Source organism: Flavipsychrobacter stenotrophus, assembly GCF_002954265.1.
GTDB classification, from domain to species: Bacteria; Bacteroidota; Bacteroidia; order Chitinophagales; family Chitinophagaceae; genus Flavipsychrobacter; species Flavipsychrobacter stenotrophus.
Map to the genome: position 1 here is coordinate 466,639 of NZ_PPSL01000001.1, position 17,684 is coordinate 484,322.

19 protein-coding genes and 1 riboswitch are annotated in these 17,684 nt (G+C 43.8%); of the genes, 13 read left to right on the forward strand and 6 right to left on the reverse strand.

What is annotated here, in order from left to right:
* Positions 1-476 precede the first annotated feature (476 nt).
* Positions 477-890, forward strand: a complete 414-nt coding sequence (gene arr, locus CJD36_RS23915; protein WP_394337884.1) for an NAD(+)--rifampin ADP-ribosyltransferase — start codon at positions 477-479, stop codon at positions 888-890.
* 100 nt (positions 891-990) lie between these two features.
* Positions 991-1,509, forward strand: coding sequence for a hypothetical protein (locus CJD36_RS02135; protein WP_105037451.1), 519 nt, complete (start codon positions 991-993; stop codon positions 1,507-1,509).
* A gap of 341 nt (positions 1,510-1,850) precedes the next feature.
* On the opposite strand, the gene CJD36_RS02145 is transcribed toward CJD36_RS02135, so the two are convergent.
* Positions 1,851-2,708: an alpha/beta hydrolase gene (locus CJD36_RS02145; protein WP_105037453.1), complete on the reverse strand. Its 858-nt coding sequence runs from the start codon at positions 2,706-2,708 to the stop codon at positions 1,851-1,853.
* Between the two features lie 261 nt (positions 2,709-2,969).
* Between CJD36_RS02145 and CJD36_RS02150 the strand changes: the two genes are divergently transcribed.
* The gene (locus tag CJD36_RS02150; RefSeq protein WP_105037454.1) at positions 2,970-3,806 is read left to right on the forward strand and encodes a nucleotide-binding protein; all 837 of its coding nucleotides are present in this window, start codon (positions 2,970-2,972) and stop codon (positions 3,804-3,806) included.
* Positions 3,807-3,907: 101 nt separating this feature from the next.
* Here the strand turns inward: CJD36_RS02150 and CJD36_RS02155 are convergent, their stop codons facing one another.
* The gene (locus tag CJD36_RS02155; RefSeq protein WP_240609276.1) at positions 3,908-4,390 is read right to left on the reverse strand and encodes a toll/interleukin-1 receptor domain-containing protein; all 483 of its coding nucleotides are present in this window, start codon (positions 4,388-4,390) and stop codon (positions 3,908-3,910) included.
* An 83-nt stretch (positions 4,391-4,473) separates the two neighbouring features.
* Here CJD36_RS02155 and CJD36_RS23615 point away from each other — a divergent pair, with 83 nt between their 5' ends.
* Positions 4,474-4,662: a hypothetical protein gene (locus CJD36_RS23615; RefSeq protein ID WP_240609277.1), complete on the forward strand. Its 189-nt coding sequence runs from the start codon at positions 4,474-4,476 to the stop codon at positions 4,660-4,662.
* Between the two features lie 83 nt (positions 4,663-4,745).
* Here CJD36_RS23615 and CJD36_RS02160 read toward each other — a convergent pair whose 3' ends face one another.
* A complete protein-coding gene (locus CJD36_RS02160; protein ID WP_105037456.1) occupies positions 4,746-4,958 on the reverse strand; it encodes a hypothetical protein in 213 nt (70 codons plus the stop codon).
* 157 nt (positions 4,959-5,115) lie between these two features.
* On the opposite strand from CJD36_RS02160, the gene CJD36_RS02165 reads away from it, so the two are divergent.
* From CJD36_RS02165 to CJD36_RS02190, 6 genes are all read left to right on the forward strand, one after another.
* The gene (locus CJD36_RS02165) at positions 5,116-6,099 is read left to right on the forward strand and encodes a hypothetical protein (RefSeq protein ID WP_133162453.1); all 984 of its coding nucleotides are present in this window, start codon (positions 5,116-5,118) and stop codon (positions 6,097-6,099) included.
* A gap of 6 nt (positions 6,100-6,105) precedes the next feature.
* Complete coding sequence (purQ, locus tag CJD36_RS02170) at positions 6,106-6,798, forward strand: phosphoribosylformylglycinamidine synthase subunit PurQ (RefSeq protein WP_105037458.1); 693 nt, start codon at positions 6,106-6,108, stop codon at positions 6,796-6,798.
* A gap of 23 nt (positions 6,799-6,821) precedes the next feature.
* On the forward strand, positions 6,822-7,274 hold the full coding sequence (locus CJD36_RS02175; RefSeq protein ID WP_133162454.1) for a hypothetical protein: 453 nt from the start codon (positions 6,822-6,824) through the stop codon (positions 7,272-7,274).
* A 99-nt stretch (positions 7,275-7,373) separates the two neighbouring features.
* On the forward strand, positions 7,374-7,832 hold the full coding sequence (locus CJD36_RS02180; protein WP_105037460.1) for a protein-disulfide reductase DsbD domain-containing protein: 459 nt from the start codon (positions 7,374-7,376) through the stop codon (positions 7,830-7,832).
* 59 nt (positions 7,833-7,891) lie between these two features.
* On the forward strand, positions 7,892-10,003 hold the full coding sequence (locus CJD36_RS02185) for a protein-disulfide reductase DsbD family protein (protein ID WP_105037461.1): 2,112 nt from the start codon (positions 7,892-7,894) through the stop codon (positions 10,001-10,003).
* 207 nt (positions 10,004-10,210) lie between these two features.
* Positions 10,211-11,767, forward strand: coding sequence for an NAD(P)/FAD-dependent oxidoreductase (locus CJD36_RS02190; protein ID WP_105037462.1), 1,557 nt, complete (start codon positions 10,211-10,213; stop codon positions 11,765-11,767).
* A 146-nt stretch (positions 11,768-11,913) separates the two neighbouring features.
* Here the strand turns inward: CJD36_RS02190 and CJD36_RS02195 are convergent, their stop codons facing one another.
* Positions 11,914-12,144 carry a hypothetical protein gene (locus CJD36_RS02195; RefSeq protein ID WP_105037463.1) on the reverse strand — a complete coding sequence of 77 codons (231 nt, stop codon included), beginning with the start codon at positions 12,142-12,144 and terminating at the stop codon, positions 11,914-11,916.
* 114 nt (positions 12,145-12,258) lie between these two features.
* Positions 12,259-12,454, forward strand: a riboswitch (cobalamin riboswitch).
* A 118-nt stretch (positions 12,455-12,572) separates the two neighbouring features.
* On the opposite strand from CJD36_RS02195, the gene CJD36_RS02200 reads away from it, so the two are divergent.
* From CJD36_RS02200 to CJD36_RS02210, 3 genes are all read left to right on the forward strand, one after another.
* Positions 12,573-13,577 (forward strand): T9SS type A sorting domain-containing protein, encoded by a 1,005-nt coding sequence (locus CJD36_RS02200; RefSeq protein WP_105037464.1) that lies wholly within the window; start codon positions 12,573-12,575, stop codon positions 13,575-13,577.
* 245 nt (positions 13,578-13,822) lie between these two features.
* Positions 13,823-14,794, forward strand: a complete 972-nt coding sequence (locus CJD36_RS02205; protein WP_205685540.1) for a T9SS type A sorting domain-containing protein — start codon at positions 13,823-13,825, stop codon at positions 14,792-14,794.
* Positions 14,795-14,808: 14 nt separating this feature from the next.
* Positions 14,809-15,837, forward strand: coding sequence for a DUF5074 domain-containing protein (locus tag CJD36_RS02210; protein WP_133162455.1), 1,029 nt, complete (start codon positions 14,809-14,811; stop codon positions 15,835-15,837).
* 589 nt (positions 15,838-16,426) lie between these two features.
* Here CJD36_RS02210 and CJD36_RS02215 read toward each other — a convergent pair.
* Both CJD36_RS02215 and CJD36_RS23390 read right to left on the reverse strand, forming a co-directional pair.
* Positions 16,427-17,140, reverse strand: a complete 714-nt coding sequence (locus CJD36_RS02215; protein WP_105037467.1) for an IS3 family transposase — start codon at positions 17,138-17,140, stop codon at positions 16,427-16,429.
* Between the two features lie 184 nt (positions 17,141-17,324).
* Positions 17,325-17,636, reverse strand: a complete 312-nt coding sequence (locus tag CJD36_RS23390) for a hypothetical protein (protein ID WP_105037468.1) — start codon at positions 17,634-17,636, stop codon at positions 17,325-17,327.
* Positions 17,637-17,684: the final 48 nt, after the last annotated feature.

Sequence of the window (17,684 nt, forward strand, 5' to 3'; positions counted from 1 at the left end):
TTGTTGGCGTTAGTCCTACGTTTATATCATTCCGGAATTAAGCTCTGAAAGAGGGTACTCCTATGTAAATACCCTCTTTCAGAGCTTAATTACATTGCCCTAACTCGGCCAGTAAGCAATAATTATCACATCAAAACTCACCTGCCATGGAATTCAGCCCCGCCAATCCGGTCATAAAACTCTGCCTTCAGGGAATGAACATGGAAGACAACGGAAAGCCTGAAGAGGCACTTACCATCTTCCTGCAGGCCTTTAACGAAGTAACCGACGACTTTGAAAAGTTCACTGCTGCCCACTATGTGGTCCGGCATCAGAATACCGTTGTCGACAAACTAAGGTGGCTGCAAACAGCCCTGCAATATGCACTTAAGGTAAATGACGATGCAGTGAACAGTGCCTTTCCCGCGCTGTATCAACACATTGCGCGGTGTTACGAACAACTTGGTGACGCGGATAATGCCAAAAAGAATAATGACCTGTCAGCCTCATTTGCTGCCAATCCATCGGACAAAGGGCCATTTTATCATGGTACCAGGGCCGATCTGCAGGTGGGCGATATGCTTACAGCGGGACGCTTGTCTAACTATCATGCTGATGTGATCATGAACCATATTTATTTCACGGCTATGGTAAATGGCGCAGGATTTGCAGCGGCACTGGCAAAAGGCGAGGGGCACGAACGTGTTTATATAGTAGAGCCGAAAGGTAGCTACGAAAATGACCCGAATGTAACTGACAAGAAATTTCCCGGCAACCCCACACGTTCTTACAGAACCCGCGAACCAATGAAAATTATTGGCGAGGTAACCGAATGGGTAAGGCTATCGCCCGAAGCTTTGCAGCAATTCCGCGAAAAACTGGCTAATACTAAGGGGGAGATCATTAATTGATGTGGGGATATATTATTGATATTTTGTTGTGTCTTCGTTGCAAATATGACATTGCACCAAGTTGCTACATTCCTTAATTTCACGGAGCAATTCGGTTAAAATGACCAATATATCCACAGCACTTGAAACATCGTTAAAAAGTGACAGCAGCGAAGCCAACATCAGAAAATGGGTGGGCTATATTATTGACCATAACATAGCGCTACACACGCTGCATGCTGTGCTTGATGCTGAAAGAACAGTATCAATGAGATTTACATGGCTTATTGGAGGTCTGTGTGAGCAGGCACCAGAGATCGTTTCCCCTTCAGTTGCCTATTTTTATTCAAAACGCCATGAAGTTGTTTTTGCCAACTACGACCGCAGCCTGGCTAAGATGTTCTGGCTGGCGGGTGTACCCCCGGAGATAGAAGGAGAGGCCATTGACGATATGTTCAGATGGTTGTTGGATGCGAATATTACCGTATCGACAAAAACATACTCTATGTCTGCTTTACACAACCTAACAGCTAAATACCCGGAATTAAAGAATGAATTGAAGATCTGTGTTGAAGATCAGCTGGGCAAAAACACTGCAAATTTTGATAAAAGGTTAAAGAAGGTACTTGAATCGCTATGAGATAATCAGCATGAGCAAAAGGAACATTTACATATTCATTGCACTTATAGTGGTTAACCTGTTCACCTACTTTTGGTTGTTACCTGATGCACAAAAAGCGACAAATTCGCATATGCGTAATGGGCATCTTTTGGGTATGCTATTCTATTTCTTTTCTGTGCTATTAGGGTGGTTTGGATTGAGTGTTTGGGTTCGAAAAAAGGACTATAGCCGCCTTAGTTTGTTTTTGTTTTTTGCAGCAACCCTGGAGTTTTGGGGTTATAGATTTGACACTTTAATGTGCTTGCCCTGTTTGAATAGTGGGTAGTGGATGCTGTACAAAGCCATTACATAATCCTTTACTACTCTTCCCCCATATAATTCTTGCCATACAATGCACGGAATGCCTCATACACCGCATTGTGCAGTATGGTAGCATGTGTTTCCCGCTCAAACGGACGGAAGATGATATTGGCTGATTTGTTTTCCTTCAGCTTATCAGCCAGTTGATGGGCATCATGTTCCATCACATCGCCTTCATGACCTACAGCTATGTACACGGTTTTGCCCGATATTTTCTGTGGATCTACCAACCTCAGCAGCGACTCATAGTTCCACCAAAGGCTGGGGCTGACAATGATATAATCATCAAACAACAGTGGCTTTCTCACCAGAAACTCAGTAGCCATCAATCCGCCCAGCGACTGGCCTATAATGGTGCGCAGACCTGTACGGTAATGACTGGTAACATATGGCTGCAATTCCTTCTCCACAAATGCCATAAACTTTTCCGAGTGTCCTGCCTTAGGGTTTTGCATTGCCTGTTCAAAAAAAGCTTTTAGATCGGCCGCCTTTCCTGTGTCTTGAGGTTTCTTTTTGTCAATTGCCACAGTAACGGGATAAGTAAAATCACGTTTCCTGTCTACATTGGCTATGCCTACTACTATTGTTTTAGGCATCAGCCGCATCATCTCATAAAACTGCACCAACCCTGCTATATGCGGGAAGTCCTCATTACCAGAGCCATCGAGCAAGTATATCACGCGGTATCTGGCTGTATCACTTTTTTTATATCCCTCAGGCAGGTAAATATTGAGTACCCGTTTTTCTCCCAATTCTTTAGATTGTATCTCTACTGTCTCACCTAAAACAAATGGCTTTTGTGCTGTGGCAATAAGGCTGACGAGAATGGAAAGAAGGAGGAGGGTGGGACGTTTCATGGGGTGGATTGTTTTGGGGGATAAAGGTAGGGGATGTGCCTATTATTTGTTTGGTAAAATGGAGGCAGGTAATAACTATTGAGATTTATATCGAGAGTATTCGACAGTGGAAATCTGGAACAAGTTTGTTCAAAGTATCGAGGTGTTGCTTAGATATAGATAGGAATATACAAAAAGGTTATTTATATTAGCTCAATAATATCGATTGTATAGGTGTGTATACCTATAAGTTAACGGTGTCATGTGTAAACCACTCCCAAAATGAAACAAAACATATTTATAGGATCTTCTCTTGAAAGCCTAGAACTTGCAAAAGCAATTCAAATTGAACTTGAAAAGCACGCATATGTAACTATATGGACACAAGATATTTTTAAACTTACAAGCACAGCTCTTGATGACTTAATCATCGCAACAAAAAAGTTCGAATTTGCAATATTTATTTTCAATCCTGAAGATATTACGAATATTAGAGGTACAGAACAACCAACTGTTAAGGATAATGTTGTATTTGAATTAGGGCTTTTCATTGGAAAATTTGGAGACAAAAGGAAGGTCTTTATCCTAAAGCCGCGCTCAATCAAAGAGATACACATACCTTCTGATTTATTAGGTATTTCAATTGGAGATTATGATGATAAAAGAACTGATGAGAACTTTCGGGCGATTGTGTCGCCATTTTGTACGCAAATTTTGAAACAGATAAAAGAGGTCAAAAACAATGGTATGCTCTCCCTCGATGGCAAATGGTCGGAACGTTGGTGGGCTGTAGACAGAGAAAAGAACCCAGTTCACTTTGAGGACAAAGAAGTATTTATAGAACAATTTGAAAATACTCTAAAAGCACAATTCAAATTCAATAACAGAACATATCTTTTTGAAGGCGTTATCGAACAAATGAGATTTATTACAGGCTTTTGGCGTGATATCGAAAATGGCCCGACATATTCCGGTGCATTTCAATTGATCATCAATATAAATGCGAACACTCTTTATGGGCGTTGGATTGGCTTTAGTGCTTCAAACAACGAAGTTAACCATGGTATTTGGGAATGGAAGCGAGATGGAGTTGAACAATATCCATCTGAATTCTCATAAATTCTGCCTCTAGGAAAGAATAATTAACGTAAGAAACAAGGAAATATGATTGGACTTGAGTCGAATCTACTTTGTGTAAGATTTAAAGCGCTTAACTTGTACTAAGAATTTCGTACTTCATCCTCGAGGGTAACTAGTTCGGCGAGTTTGGCTGCGACATCTGCCATTAGATTCTCGCCAGTACTCAAACCGCTTCGTGAGGCGAGCATGGGGCTAATTTCACGGAGAGCTTCATAAGTCGTCCCATGCACAATAGGTATGAGCTGGTCACGCGCTAAGAGTACCGATAACTCTTTGTCGGCGATGCCTTGGGCTTGGATACGGCGTAGTAGTGCCGGGGTCACTAGCACAATGCCGACACGTGACTTCGCTAGTCCCCGGTCAATTTCGCGAAGCAAGGGGGTACCGAGAGCGACATCCTTCTCACTAAACCAAACAGAGACACCACGCGATTCGAGCAAATCGTGCAACTCCTTGGCAGCTCCTCCTCTGTCGTCCCATGCATGGCATAGAAAGATATCTCTAAGGTCAGGCTTATTTGCTTGCTTTTCGACGGTTTCGCGGAAAGGCGTGAGGGTCTGCACCTCGGCGGGTGTGTACAACACAGATGAGCCGACTTGCGACCAACGTGGCCTTGCGCTTCTACTAGATAAACTGCTGCCACCCGATGAAGAATAGGAAGGATATGAATCCGAACGGTAGCTGTTATAGTTATTACTGTAGCTGCCGTAACGGCTGCGACCTCTGCATGCTGGGCATGCTGCTGCTGCGCTTGATGTGCGATGACCTCGGGATGGTGCTGTGCATTGTGCCATGCTCTAAGATAACAATTATTATCGAAAATATAAAGCGCTAGCACAGTTGCTTTTGAAAATAAAACTGACAGACCAGCTATTTAGCTATTTTGTCCGCTTCTAGGCATCCACACTAAAGCGTATTTCATAGTTTGTACCGGTTTTTTATGTCCGCCCAAACTTCCTCATGAGGTATGCCCAGTCCATTATCTGCTTCTGTAATGGCAATATTCAGTTCCTTTTCAAGTGCTTCGTCATGAATGGTGTCCGTAAGGTCTTTTATAGCATGTATCACCGATAAATCACCCTCCTCTGTTATGCGCTTTATTATATCGTCTTTTTCTTCGGTTATTGTCATAACTGTATTTTACTCTCAAAGTTAAGATTTTCATACAAGTTTTTTGCAGCATTTGTCCTGGCCTATTTGCTAAATTGAAATTCCCTCATTCCCACATCCCCCTTAAAAACCCAAAATAAGTTTGTTACTTTGCAGGCACACAACTTCCAACAAATAAGTGTTCCGTTTATTAAGAAATAATAGTCCTTTTGCTGTCATTTTCCTGTTCATTTTTGCCCTGGTGGCTAAGATGAATGTGCTGCTACATCCTGCTGTGCCGGTAATGATACCGGGGCATTTCTTATATAACTATGTGCTCAGGGGTATGCAGGTGGTGTTTGGCCGTGCGGCTTTTGCCTATACCATGCTCAGCATCATCCTCATTTTTATCCAGTCCATATACCTTAATAGTATTGCCGTAAGGCACAAGCTGTTTCCGCGCAACAGTTACATGACCGCGTTTGTGTACCTGTTGCTCACTTCTATTTATCCGCGGTTCAGCTTTTTTAATGAGACCATCATATTCAACTGGCTGCTGCTGGGCGCTATAGATATCATGTTCAGCTTTACCCAAACCACGCAACCACGCAAGCTCATCTATAATGCCGCGTTGCTGTTTTCATTGGCGGCGCTGTTTCAGTTTACCGGGTTGGCTTTTGTTTTGTTGTTGCTTATAGGTATGGTCATGTTCAGGCCGGGCAATCTGGGCGAGTGGTCGGTGGCACTGCTGGGGTATATAACACCTATCTATTTCTTAGTATCTATTCTGTTTTTGGTCAATAAACTGTATTTATTTACCCATTGGCCGCATATAGGTTTCTCTATTTCTCCGTTAAAAAATTCGGTAGGGTCGTTGATCGCTACCATGATGGGGTTATTCATCTTGCTCGTAAGCGGGATATTTGCCATGCGCAAAAATGTGCCCATGAGCAATATATATATAAGGAGAGATTGGATAGCATTGTCATTTTATCTTATTATATCTATGATGGTGGCCTTTCTTACCGATAAGGCTGTAGAAAGCGCCTGGCTGCTGGCATTGCCACCGCTCAGTATTATTTGTACTCATGCCATGGCGCTTGAAAAAAACAAACGGTTTAGTAACTTTATCTTTTATTTCTCTCTTATTTTCCTTGTTTTTTGCCTTTGGGCTAATAAATAACTATTAATGAAATTTGGAATTATTGTTTTCCCGGGTTCTAATTGCGACAGAGACATGATGCACGCCTTGCGCGATGATCTGAAACAGGAAGTGGTCATGCTTTGGCATAAAGACCGCGACCTCAGCATGTTCACCAAAGACGATTGTATCGTTTTGCCGGGCGGTTTCTCTTATGGCGACTACCTGCGTTGTGGTGCATTGGCTCGTTTCTCTCCTATGATGGAGCAGGTAATAGAGTTTGCCAACAATGGCGGTAAGGTGTTGGGTGTATGTAATGGCTTCCAGATTCTCTGTGAGGCTGGGTTGCTGCCGGGTGTATTGTTGCAGAACGATCATCAGAAATTTACCTGCAAGAACGTATATATAAAGGGCGAAAGCACAGAAAATCTGATAGGCGGACATGTAGGCAATAAGGCACTGAGAATACCTGTAGCGCATGGCGAAGGCAGGTATCATGCAGATGCTGAAACGCTGAAGAAACTACAGGATAACAAACAGATCGTGTTCCGCTACTGCGATGAGCATGGCGAAGTACATATCAATTCAAATCCTAATGGCGCTATCAACAACATAGCCGGCATCTGCAATGAAGGCCGCAATGTGTTTGGTATGATGCCGCACCCCGAAAGAGCCACATCTGATGTGTTGAACAACATTGATGGCCGGGCTATACTGGAGGCACTGACGCATATGAACTAATGATTTAACAAAATTCTATACGTATGAATGCAGGCAAATGTCTATTATTGTTAGTAGCATTAATGACAGGTTATACCTCTGTTATGGCGCAAACCGAAAGGTATCCGGCCAAGTGGCGTTATAACCTGAAGCGTAATACTACAGGCGAAACGGATCTGATCTTTCACCTGGAACTGGAACGCGGCTGGCATGTAAGGATATTGGACAAAGGCGACACCATTTTCCGTTCACCTGAATTCAGCTTCACCCGCAACGAAGAGTTGAAACTGGTTGGCGATATGCAGCAGGAAGGTATAAGGGAGAAAGTGACCATAGATAGTGTGAAGTACGATGTGTATAGCTATAAGGTATTGTACAAGCAGCAAATAGAGGCTAAGCCTGACACTAAAATAAGCGGATGGTATACCTACCAGGTGTGTAATAGTGAAAAGTGTCTGGCCATAAAAAAGGAGAAGTTTGCCTTTATAATGAAGTAAAAGATTGTGTTAAAAGGAGCAAAAGGTCGTTTTCCCGACAATAAGCTGCCTGTGGTTTGTGGAGGTTTGTGTAAGAAATAACGAATTAAACAATTGCTTATGAAGTGGTTTAAAGTGATGCTCACGGTTTGTTTTTCTTTCCTTGCTGTGGCAGGCTACAGCCAGATGACCATGGATAAAAGTGCATGGACATTTGAGGCTAAAAAGAAATCGGGCAATCAATATGAGCTGATCACTCACCTGAAACTGGAAAAAGGATGGCATATATATGCCATGAAGCCCGGTGGGGATGGAACGCTGATAGCGCCATCTATTACTTACAATGCTAATCCGGCGGTAAAACTTACTGGTACAGTAAAAGAAAAAGGCAAGCTGATATCTCAGAACCTGGAGGGGATAAAAGGCAAGGTGAACATGTACAGCGGCACGGTAGATTATGTACAAACTGCTACTATCACCGGTCCTACCACTATTACCGGCAGTTATGAATACCAGATATGTAATGATATGATGTGCCTGCCACCAACTACCAAACAGTTTAAGGTAGCGGTAAAGTAACCTGGCAGCAAACCCCTATGAAAATTCACACATACTAATTTCTAAATAAATATATTTCCATGAGGTTTTTCAAAGTTTCACTGATCGTTTGTTTGTCGTTGCTGGCATATGCAGGTTTTGGTCAGATCACCAAGGATAATAGCAAATGGAGTTTTGAAGCGAAGAAGAAATCAGGAAACAACTATGAACTGATCGTTCACTTACAACTGCCAAAAGACTGGCATATTTATTCCTTAAAGCCGGGTGGAGATGGTATGGAGATCCCTCCTGAGATCGTTTTTAAAGGCAATGATAAAGTAAAACTCGTTGGTCCCCTCGTTGAAAAAGGTAAGTTGATCAGTGAGACAATGGATGGGATTGACGGCATAGTTAATTTCTTTAAGGGCAATGTAGACTATGTTCAAAAAGCAACCATTCAGTCAAATACTGTAGTAGCCGGTTTCTACAATTACCAGATATGTGATGATCATATGTGTCTGCCGCAGACACCCAATAAGAAGTTCGCCATTACCATTACAGATGCCGGTGGTGAAATAGCTGCCGCAGATACAGCAACTGCTGCGCCTCCCGCTGACACAACAGCAGCGACTGCCGGAGCTATGGCTGCATCTACCCCTGATATTACAAAGAAAGACAGCGATATAACAGTAGCACAAGAGAAGAAGGAACAGAAAGCAGAAGAACAGAAATCACTGCTGTGGCTATTTCTTGCTGCGTTCATAGGTGGATTGGCTGCTGTTATTACGCCATGTGTTTATTCTATGATACCTATTACGGTAAGTTTCTTCACCAAGAGGAGCAAGAGCCGTAAAGAGGGTATTCGCAATGCATTATATTATGCTGCATCCATCATCATGATCTTTACAGTATTGGGTGTGTTGGTATCGCTGATATTCGGTGCCGGAGCGCTTAATTCATTGTCCACCAACTGGATCGCCAACATGTTCTTCTTTGTCGTGTTCGTAGTGTTTGGTATCTCCTTCCTTGGCGCATTTGAGATCACATTACCTTCTTCATGGACCAATGCTACCGATTCTAAAGCAGGCGTAGGCAGCTTCAGTGGTATCTTCTTCATGGCATTGACACTGGTTATTGTGTCATTCTCTTGTACCGGTCCTATTGTTGGTCCGCTACTGGTAGCGGCAGGTAAGGGTGGTATAGCCGGACCTGCTGTGGGTATGTTTGGTTTCTCTGTGGGCCTTGCATTGCCATTTGCTTTGTTTGCCATCTTCCCGGGTATGCTCAATAAGATCGCCTCTTCAGGCGGCTGGTTGAACCAGGTAAAAGTGGTACTCGGTTTTATAGAGCTGATGCTGGCATTGAAATTCTTCTCCAACGCAGATCTTTCACAAGGTTGGAGATTGCTGGACAGGGAAGTATTTGTAGCCCTATGGATCGTATTGGCAGTGCTTATTGGCTTCTACCTGTTGGGTAAGATCAAAATGTCGCACGATGATAAGCCTGTTGAAAATGTTTACGGACAGGAGTTTGTCTCTATTCCTAAGTTGTTTATGGCTATTGGCGCGTTCGCCTTTGCTGTCTATCTGTTCCCGGGTATGTGGGGTGCGCCACTCAATGGGGTAAGTGCATTCGTACCTCCAATGGGTACTTTCGATGCATTCGGTGGTAGTTCCGCTCCTGCTGTTGCGCATGAAGACAATGGTGTACGACCAATAAAGTACGTAAGTGATATGAAGCGCTTTGAACCACAGGTAGTAACAACCCTTGGACTGGAAACATACTTCGATTATGACGAGGCATTGGCCGCAGCAAAGAAGCTGAAGAAGCCTATCATGCTCGACTTTACCGGCATCAACTGCGTTAACTGCCGCAAGATGGAGTCGCAAGTTTGGTCTAAGCCGGAAGTGGCTAAGAGGTTGAAGGAAGACTTCATTGTGGTGTCTCTGTATTGCGATTTCAATAAATTGAAACTACCTAAAGATCAGCAATACTTCTCAAAAGAGCAGAATGTGCAGATAGAAAGTGTGGGTCAGAAGAATACCGATCTGCAGGTGGTGAAGTTTGGCGCTAACTCTCAGCCGTTTTACTTCTATGTAGATGAAAATGGCAATAAACTGATCGAAGGTGGTTACAGCTATGACCCCGATGTAGACAAGTTTGTAAAGCATCTGGATAAGGTAAAAGAGAATTATAAGAAAAGCCACCAGTAGCAGAGCGGTGAAAGGGGGCGGAGAGCGGAGTGAAGACGCAGGTGTTCGTAGAGACGCAATGTCATCCTGAGTTTACAGAAGGGTTGCGTCTCCACATAACACCTATATAACACCTACAAAAGCACTGGACGAAGCGTCTCGCTTCGTCCTAACATATGCAAGCGTCCCGCTTGCGAAATACCATTTTAGGATAAAAACCTAACGCGTATGATCAAAGATATTTCCATTTCACTGCTGCCATCAGCAGCGGCCGATGATGAATCAGTAAGGCAGGCCATAGCTTCCGAGTGTGCGGTGAATCCTTCCCGAATAACAGGCTATTCCATAAAGAAAAGATCAATAGATGCCCGGCCAAGACAGCCGCTGATACTACTCTCATTGCAGGTGTTCATTGATGGGGCAGTTGCGGAAGAATTACCTTTTGACCCCAAGCTACAAAACGTAACCAATGCACTCCATGTGGTGATAGTTGGTGCCGGGCCCGCAGGGTTATTTGCTGCGCTGAAACTGATAGAACAAGGCTACAAACCTATTGTTCTGGAGCGCGGTAAAGATGTCCGTAGCCGCCGTCGTGACCTGGCTGCACTGAACAAGGAAGGCGTTGTAAACCCTGAAAGCAACTATTGCTTTGGCGAGGGTGGGGCAGGTACCTACAGCGATGGTAAGCTCTATACGCGATCTACCAAACGCGGAGATGTAGGCCGTATACTGCAACTGTTCAAACACTTTGGCGCCGAGCAGAATATCCTTTTTGATGCCCATCCGCATATTGGTACCAATAAACTACCACAGATAATAACCGCTATGCGCGAAGCTATAGTGGAGTGTGGTGGCGAGGTGCTATTCAATAAAAAATTAACCGACATTCTGCTGGACGGTGACGCTATAAAAGGTGTAAAAACGGGCGATGGTGATACCATAGTTTGCGATAAGGTTATACTGGCAACAGGTCATTCGGCAAGGGATATTTTCACGCTACTGCATGAAAAGCAGATCATTGTAGAGTGCAAGCCATTTGCACTGGGTGTGCGCATAGAGCACCCACAGGCATTGATAGATAGCGCACAATACCATTGCACCACACGCGATATGTACCTGCCACCTGCCAGTTATTCGTTGGTGGCACAGGAGTATGGACGTGGGGTATTTTCCTTCTGCATGTGCCCTGGTGGTATCATAGCCCCTGCAGCAACAGCCCCCGGTGAGTTGGTGGTGAATGGTTGGTCGCCATCTAAACGCAATAACCCTTACGCCAACTCGGGTACCGTGGTTGCGGTTGACAAGCGCGACTTTGCCAAGTATAAATTCACCGGTCCATTGGCGGCAATGCATTACCAGCAAATGGTGGAGCAGGCATCTTTTGATGCCGGTGGAGGCAAGCTGGTTGCACCTGCCCAGCGCTTGTCCGACTTTGTGAATGATAAGGTGTCCAGCACCTTGCCAGACTGTTCTTACCTGCCCGGATTGAATAGCGTATCGCTGAAAGAAGTGCTACCCAAAGAAGTATCAGCGGCCCTGCAAAAGGCTATGGTAGATTTTGGTAAAAAGATGAAGGGCTATTACACCAATGAAGCTGTAATGGTAGCTACCGAATCCCGTACCAGCTCGCCGGTACGTATACCCCGCGATAAAGACACCTTGCAGCATATACAGATAAAGGGCTTGTATCCGTGCGCCGAAGGGGCTGGTTATGCAGGTGGTATTATATCGGCGGCGATTGATGGGGAAAGATGTGCGATGGCGGCGATCAATTCGACAATTTGACAAATGGGGCAATTCTGCAATTGGACAAGCTAAAATTGAAGGGTTCCCTTTCTCCATTCTTCTAATGTGATTTTTGCTGTAAAAGCGTTTGCGCCTTGATTTGCAGCTACCAGTTCCAGCGTTTCTATACTCTCTCGCTCGTATACTTACAATAGGTAAGAAGCGGCCCAAATTCGAACACCTATTGAGTCGTGGCGTAGAAAAGGGAGCAATAAGGGGATGCCATTATTTTCCTTTAAGAATGTTACTGCGAGAATGATCTTGTTATAACAAATATTCCCCAGTTTATAATTCCCCTGTTCAGTCGCTTCTCCATGTCCATTTGCGGCATCTTCAAATGTCGCTAACGCCTCTTCCTTATCTATTATATTTTTCATTGCTTTACTGCTAATTTTTTGATACCACTTATGCTATCGAATTTACTCTTTTTAAAGAATTACATGACATTTTATCGCCCTCTCATTTTATTTTTTGTCATTCCTATTTATTCCCTACTTTTGCGTCACAACGGTTTTCACCTTAGGGTGGAATTAAAAGGGAACCAGGTGTAATTCCAGGACATTTCCCGATGCTGTAAGCTTCATTTTTAGCCTTTTGCTACCTAGAATGCCACTGTTGCGCTAAGCAATGGGAAGGCCGCAAAAAGGTGAAGTAAGTCAGAAGACCTGCCATTGTATATCATAATTATCGCTGCTTTCGGGTAAAAGGCACAGATAAACAGGAATACATGTGCATAGCAGTGTATTCTCATATCTGTATATTTCCTGTTGTAGCATTTGAGATTGTATTTAAAACCAATTGATATATGCGCAAATTTACTTTGCTTGTTACTGCTCTTGCTTTCGCCATTGTTGCGAATGCACAGACCGCTTCTAGTTTCGAAGCACTTACTCTTGTTGGCACCGACACTGCCTACATCAACTATTCCAACCCGGGCAATGATGTTGGTTTCACTAACGGTCTTGTTTACTATCCATGCGTATACGATACAGGCTTTGGTGCCCAGTACTGGAGCTATGGTTTCGCATATTCTAATATGACCGATACTGTTACCAGTGGTTACATGAACCAGTATTCCGCTAAAACCGGTATTGGATATGGCGGTTCGGCTAAGTATGCGGTGGCGTATGGCATAGTTAATTCTTTAAAGTTGCAGGGCGCTGCCGCGGGCCAGTCTGTAAACGGATTTTATATCACCAACAGCACCTATGCTTATAACAGCATGAGGGATGGCGATGGTTTTGCCAAGCAGTTTGGAGACACTACTGGTACAGGCTTGACCACAGGACAGGGTACTGCTCCTGATTGGTGCAAAGTGCTGATACATGGTTATAAAGCAGGCGTAGTGAATTTGGACACTGTGGAGTTTTACCTCGCGGATTTCCGCGGTGCAACCGGTACAGATCATATAGTGAATACCTGGCAGTGGGTGAATTTGTTGCCATTGGGTCATGTGGATAGCGTTACGTTTACTATGAGTTCATCAGACAATAATGCATTTGGTATGAAGACACCTGCTTATTTCTGCATCGATAATTTCACTACTAATGAAACCGGTGTTGGTGTTGCTTCTGTTCAGCCAGTTGCAGCAAGGATATATCCTAATCCTGCAACTACAGTGTTGAATATTGACCTGATGGATGATAATAGCCAGATAGTTTCTATAATAGACATGAAGGGTAGTGTTGTGTTTAGTGAAAATATCACATCAAAGCATATTGAAATAAATACTTCATCTTTGCCATCGGGTGCATATATCCTGAAGTTATCGGGTACGAGCAATGCAACAATGCGTTTTATCAAGGAGTAAGCATTAAGGTTCCAGGTCATAGTTGCCACGGCCTTCAGGCCGTGGGTAAAGACTATATTCGAGTGGCTTTAGCCCAAACAGGAAAGTGGGGCTGTTGTATTAGCGGCGCGGAGATTTGGCTAAAGCCGATCATTTTATTGCATTACACCACGACCTAAAGGTCGTGGCAACTAAAAAGAGCATAGTTTTCAAGACTGATTAGTTTGCATAAGTTAATGAGATATTTTTTTTACATATTGGTTTTTTTGTTCGGTTCATTTTTTGCTGTGGCGCAATACGCGCCGCAGCAGGGATTACCGGGGAGTACAGCTATAAGCGCCACAAGTGGCGTATTTGTGCGCTGGGCCACCGGCTGTACATTGCGACGGGGGTATATTCGTATAGATTCTCCATTGTTAGGTGTGACATCTTATGGTGACAGCAGTATGGCTATTGGTGCTGTTGACCACTCTGTAGTTAGCCTGGGCGATAGTGGGGTAGCGGATCTTACCTTTCCGGGAATGATCTATGATGGTCCGGGAGCAGATTTCGCGGTATTTGAAAATGGCTTTATCAATCCGGCCAATGATTCACAAGCCTACCTTGAACTGGCTTTTGTAGAGGTTAGTTCAGATGGTATTTATTATACCCGATTTCCTGCGCAGTCGCTCACTCAGACAAATACACAAATTGCAGGAAGCGGACAATATATGTATGCCAATCAGCTCAATAACCTTGCAGGTAAGTATGGAGCGGGCTATGGCACTCCTTTCGACCTTAGTGAACTGGCCGGCGCACCTAATCTGGATATAAATAATATTACTCATGTTCGTATTGTAGATGTTGTGGGTTCTATTAGTGGGCATTCTACTCATGACAGTTCTGGTCGTATTATCAATGATCCATTCCCGACTAACTTTCCTACCGGCGGTTTTGATCTCGATGCGGTGGGGGTGATACATCACCTCGGTACTGCTAATGTAACTGCAATTGCAAATGATATTACCCTGAGTACCTATCCTAATCCGGTTTCTGATAAGCTGTTCTTTGATATTAAGGGTTTAGCAGACGGGTTTTCAGCGACTATAACATCTATAAGCGGAGTAGTGGTGTATCAAAGCAAGTCGTTAGGAGAGCGCAATAAAGTAGATATGGAGCTATTTCCAACAGGTATGTATTATCTTATATTACAGGATGCAAACGGAAGCAAATGGGTAGCAAAAGTTATAAAGCGTTAATCATATCGTGCTGTTTGCTTGCTTCTTGTCTAAAGGATAAACCTGTAGACAGAAATACCGGAACACCATCTAATAAATCGGGGGTATACATAGCCTGCGAGGGGCAGTTTACAGTCGGTAATTCTTCTCTCTACCTCTACAAGCCTTTATCCGACAGTGTCTTTGGCGATCTGTATCTTAATGTGAACGGCCAGCAATTAGGCGATGTACTGCAAAGCGTAACCTCAATTGGAGACAAGCTGTTTCTCGCAGTCAATCATTCTGATAAGGTAGTCGTCATTAACTCGTCAGATCTCAGAACTGTAGCTACTATTACTGTCCCGTCTCCCAGGTACATTTTACCAATCAGCGGTGGTAAAGCCTATATTTCATCTTTGTATCATAACAAGGTGTATGTAATTAATACAGGGATGCTGGTGCTAACCGACTCCATAACAATCCCCGCTACCAATACGGAATCTCTATGTGCTTATGGCACCGACGTATTTGTGGCCGCATGGGATACTGCATCGCGAAGTATCTATAAAATAGATCCTACAACCAACACAGTTACCCAGACTATTAATGTGGCAGGGTACGCACCGCACAATATATTAGTAGATAAGGAGCAGATGCTTTGGGTGTTATCGGGTAATCAGGCCAGGAGCAAACAATCTTATTGGACGCGTATTGATCCATCAACCGGCAGTATCCTTGCGTCGTATCAATTTCCTGCCTCAGCTGAGCCCATTAAGCCTGTCTTCAACAAAACAAAAGATACGCTCTACTTTATCGAAGCCAATTATTCAGGCGGTACCAGCGATAATGGTATCTATCGAATGGGTATTCATGAGTCTGCTTTGCCCGCTTTGCCGTTTGTTGCAGCTCTTCAGTACCAGTATTTCTGGGCGTTGGGTATTGATCCGGCAACCGGTTATATCTATGTTGGTGATCCCAAGGGGTTTAACCAGAAGGGGACAGTTTCCATATATAGGCAGGATGGCAGTTTGCATAAATCGTTTGTGACGGGGGTAGGGCCGGGTGGGTTTTTATTTGTGGAGTAAGGGGGGGCGTTTGGTGCGACATGCGATACCTTCGGCATCATTACAGACATTTAGTGCATTTCCGCCATTGGTGATTTTTCGCGTTTCCGGCATTTATTTTTAGTGCGTTTCCTGTAGACGGCCTTATCAGAAAGGGTTTCGGTGGATTTCGAAAACCACCAGTTTCCGCAGTTTCCCGCAGTTTTTTCGCTAGTTTCCGCCAAACTTTTGGTCTTTCCGGTCCTGCATTCCCCCTGCCTCGTCCCAAAATATATTTAAATGTTTGTTAGATAATCCCTGCATTTGTTTATGGCTTTTTTGTCTGAACCATGATTTATAGGATTAAAGGATTTTCATGATGCTCATTCGTGTATCGTCCTAAAATAAGTTGACAGTTTTTAGTGGTAGTCCTGCTACCCGTTTACAAATTTAGATTAATCCTGAATACGGTTTACATTTGTTGCGTAGTGGTAAAGCGGAAACGGGCTCTGCTGGAGAGCAACCTGTCAGGATTAACCCTACGGCAAGAAGTAAATTACGTAAATAAGGCTCATTTTAGCTAAGGCTATTGGGTCTTATTTACTTTATGCCCGATGCCTAAGAAAACTCATTATGTCATGGTTACCTCCTGCTTTTTATAGTAATAGTTCTTCCAGTGCCGCTTTAATTCGCCTGTCATACTATGGGCTTCGTGTGGTGTGAGCATATCTATACTACTGTGTCTGCGTTCATTATTGTAGATATTTATTGCCTCTTTTACGGCCGTGACAGCTTGGGTAAAAGTGTCATAGCTGCCCGATAAAAATTCTTGCTTTATAATGCCATTAACCCTTTCCGCTATGGCATTTTCCCTGGGATCAGAGTTCTGGGTCATGCTGATCGATACATGGTTTGCCTTCAATATTTCAACATATTCATAGCAGCAATATTGGCTCCCTCTGTCTGAATGGTGTATTACCTTGCTGCCTTCCGGCAGGCGCTTAATAGCCATTTTAAGTGCCTTTACACACCCTTCGGCATGCAGGGTCTTGCTTAGGCAGTAACCCGTTATTAGCCTCGAATATGCGTCTGTAAGCAAGCTCAGGTAAGCAAAATCGTCCTTTAATGTGATATAGGTAATATCGCTTACCCACAACTTATCCGGTGCTGGTACGGCCATCCCTATTATCAGATTTGGGTATTTGTGCATCCAATGGTTAGAGAATGTCGTGCGCGGAACTCTGCTTTTTCTGATACGGATCAAAAGCCTATGTGTACCCAACAGGTCAAAAAGACCATCGCGTCCTATCTGTAATTTGTGTTGCTCCAGGAAGGGTTCCAGCATCAGCAGCAACTACGGGTACCTACCCTTTTTTGTCGCTCCCGTATGTGCAAAACCTCTTGAATTATGAGTTCCTCACCTAAGACTTTCTGCTCAGACGATTGGATATTTTGGTAGAAAGCTTGCCGGCTGTAACCAAGCAGTGAGCAAAGAGCGGTAATCTTCCGGCCTCTCGTTTGCCCTATATTCATGACTGCCTGGGGCCAAACTTTTTTCGCAGATCCAGCCCTGTTTGCTCTTCCGAAAGACGTAACATCTCCTCTAAAAGCTCATTTTTCAACTGTGCATCTGCGAGCTGCCTCTTCAATTTCTTTACGTCATCGACGTTGTCAGAACTTGGGGTAGCTACTGGATTTTTAAGCCTGAATGCACGCACCCACGACTGTATTGTGCGTGCTGCAACACCGTGCTTGTGTTCAAGCTGAAGGAACGTTGAGTCTCCGCTAAGGTATTCTGAGATGATCTGGGACTTATTCCCAACTGATTTTTTCCTAATCATGATTTACAAAGTTCGTAAACCTATTTCAGGACAAGACATCGTTGCAGC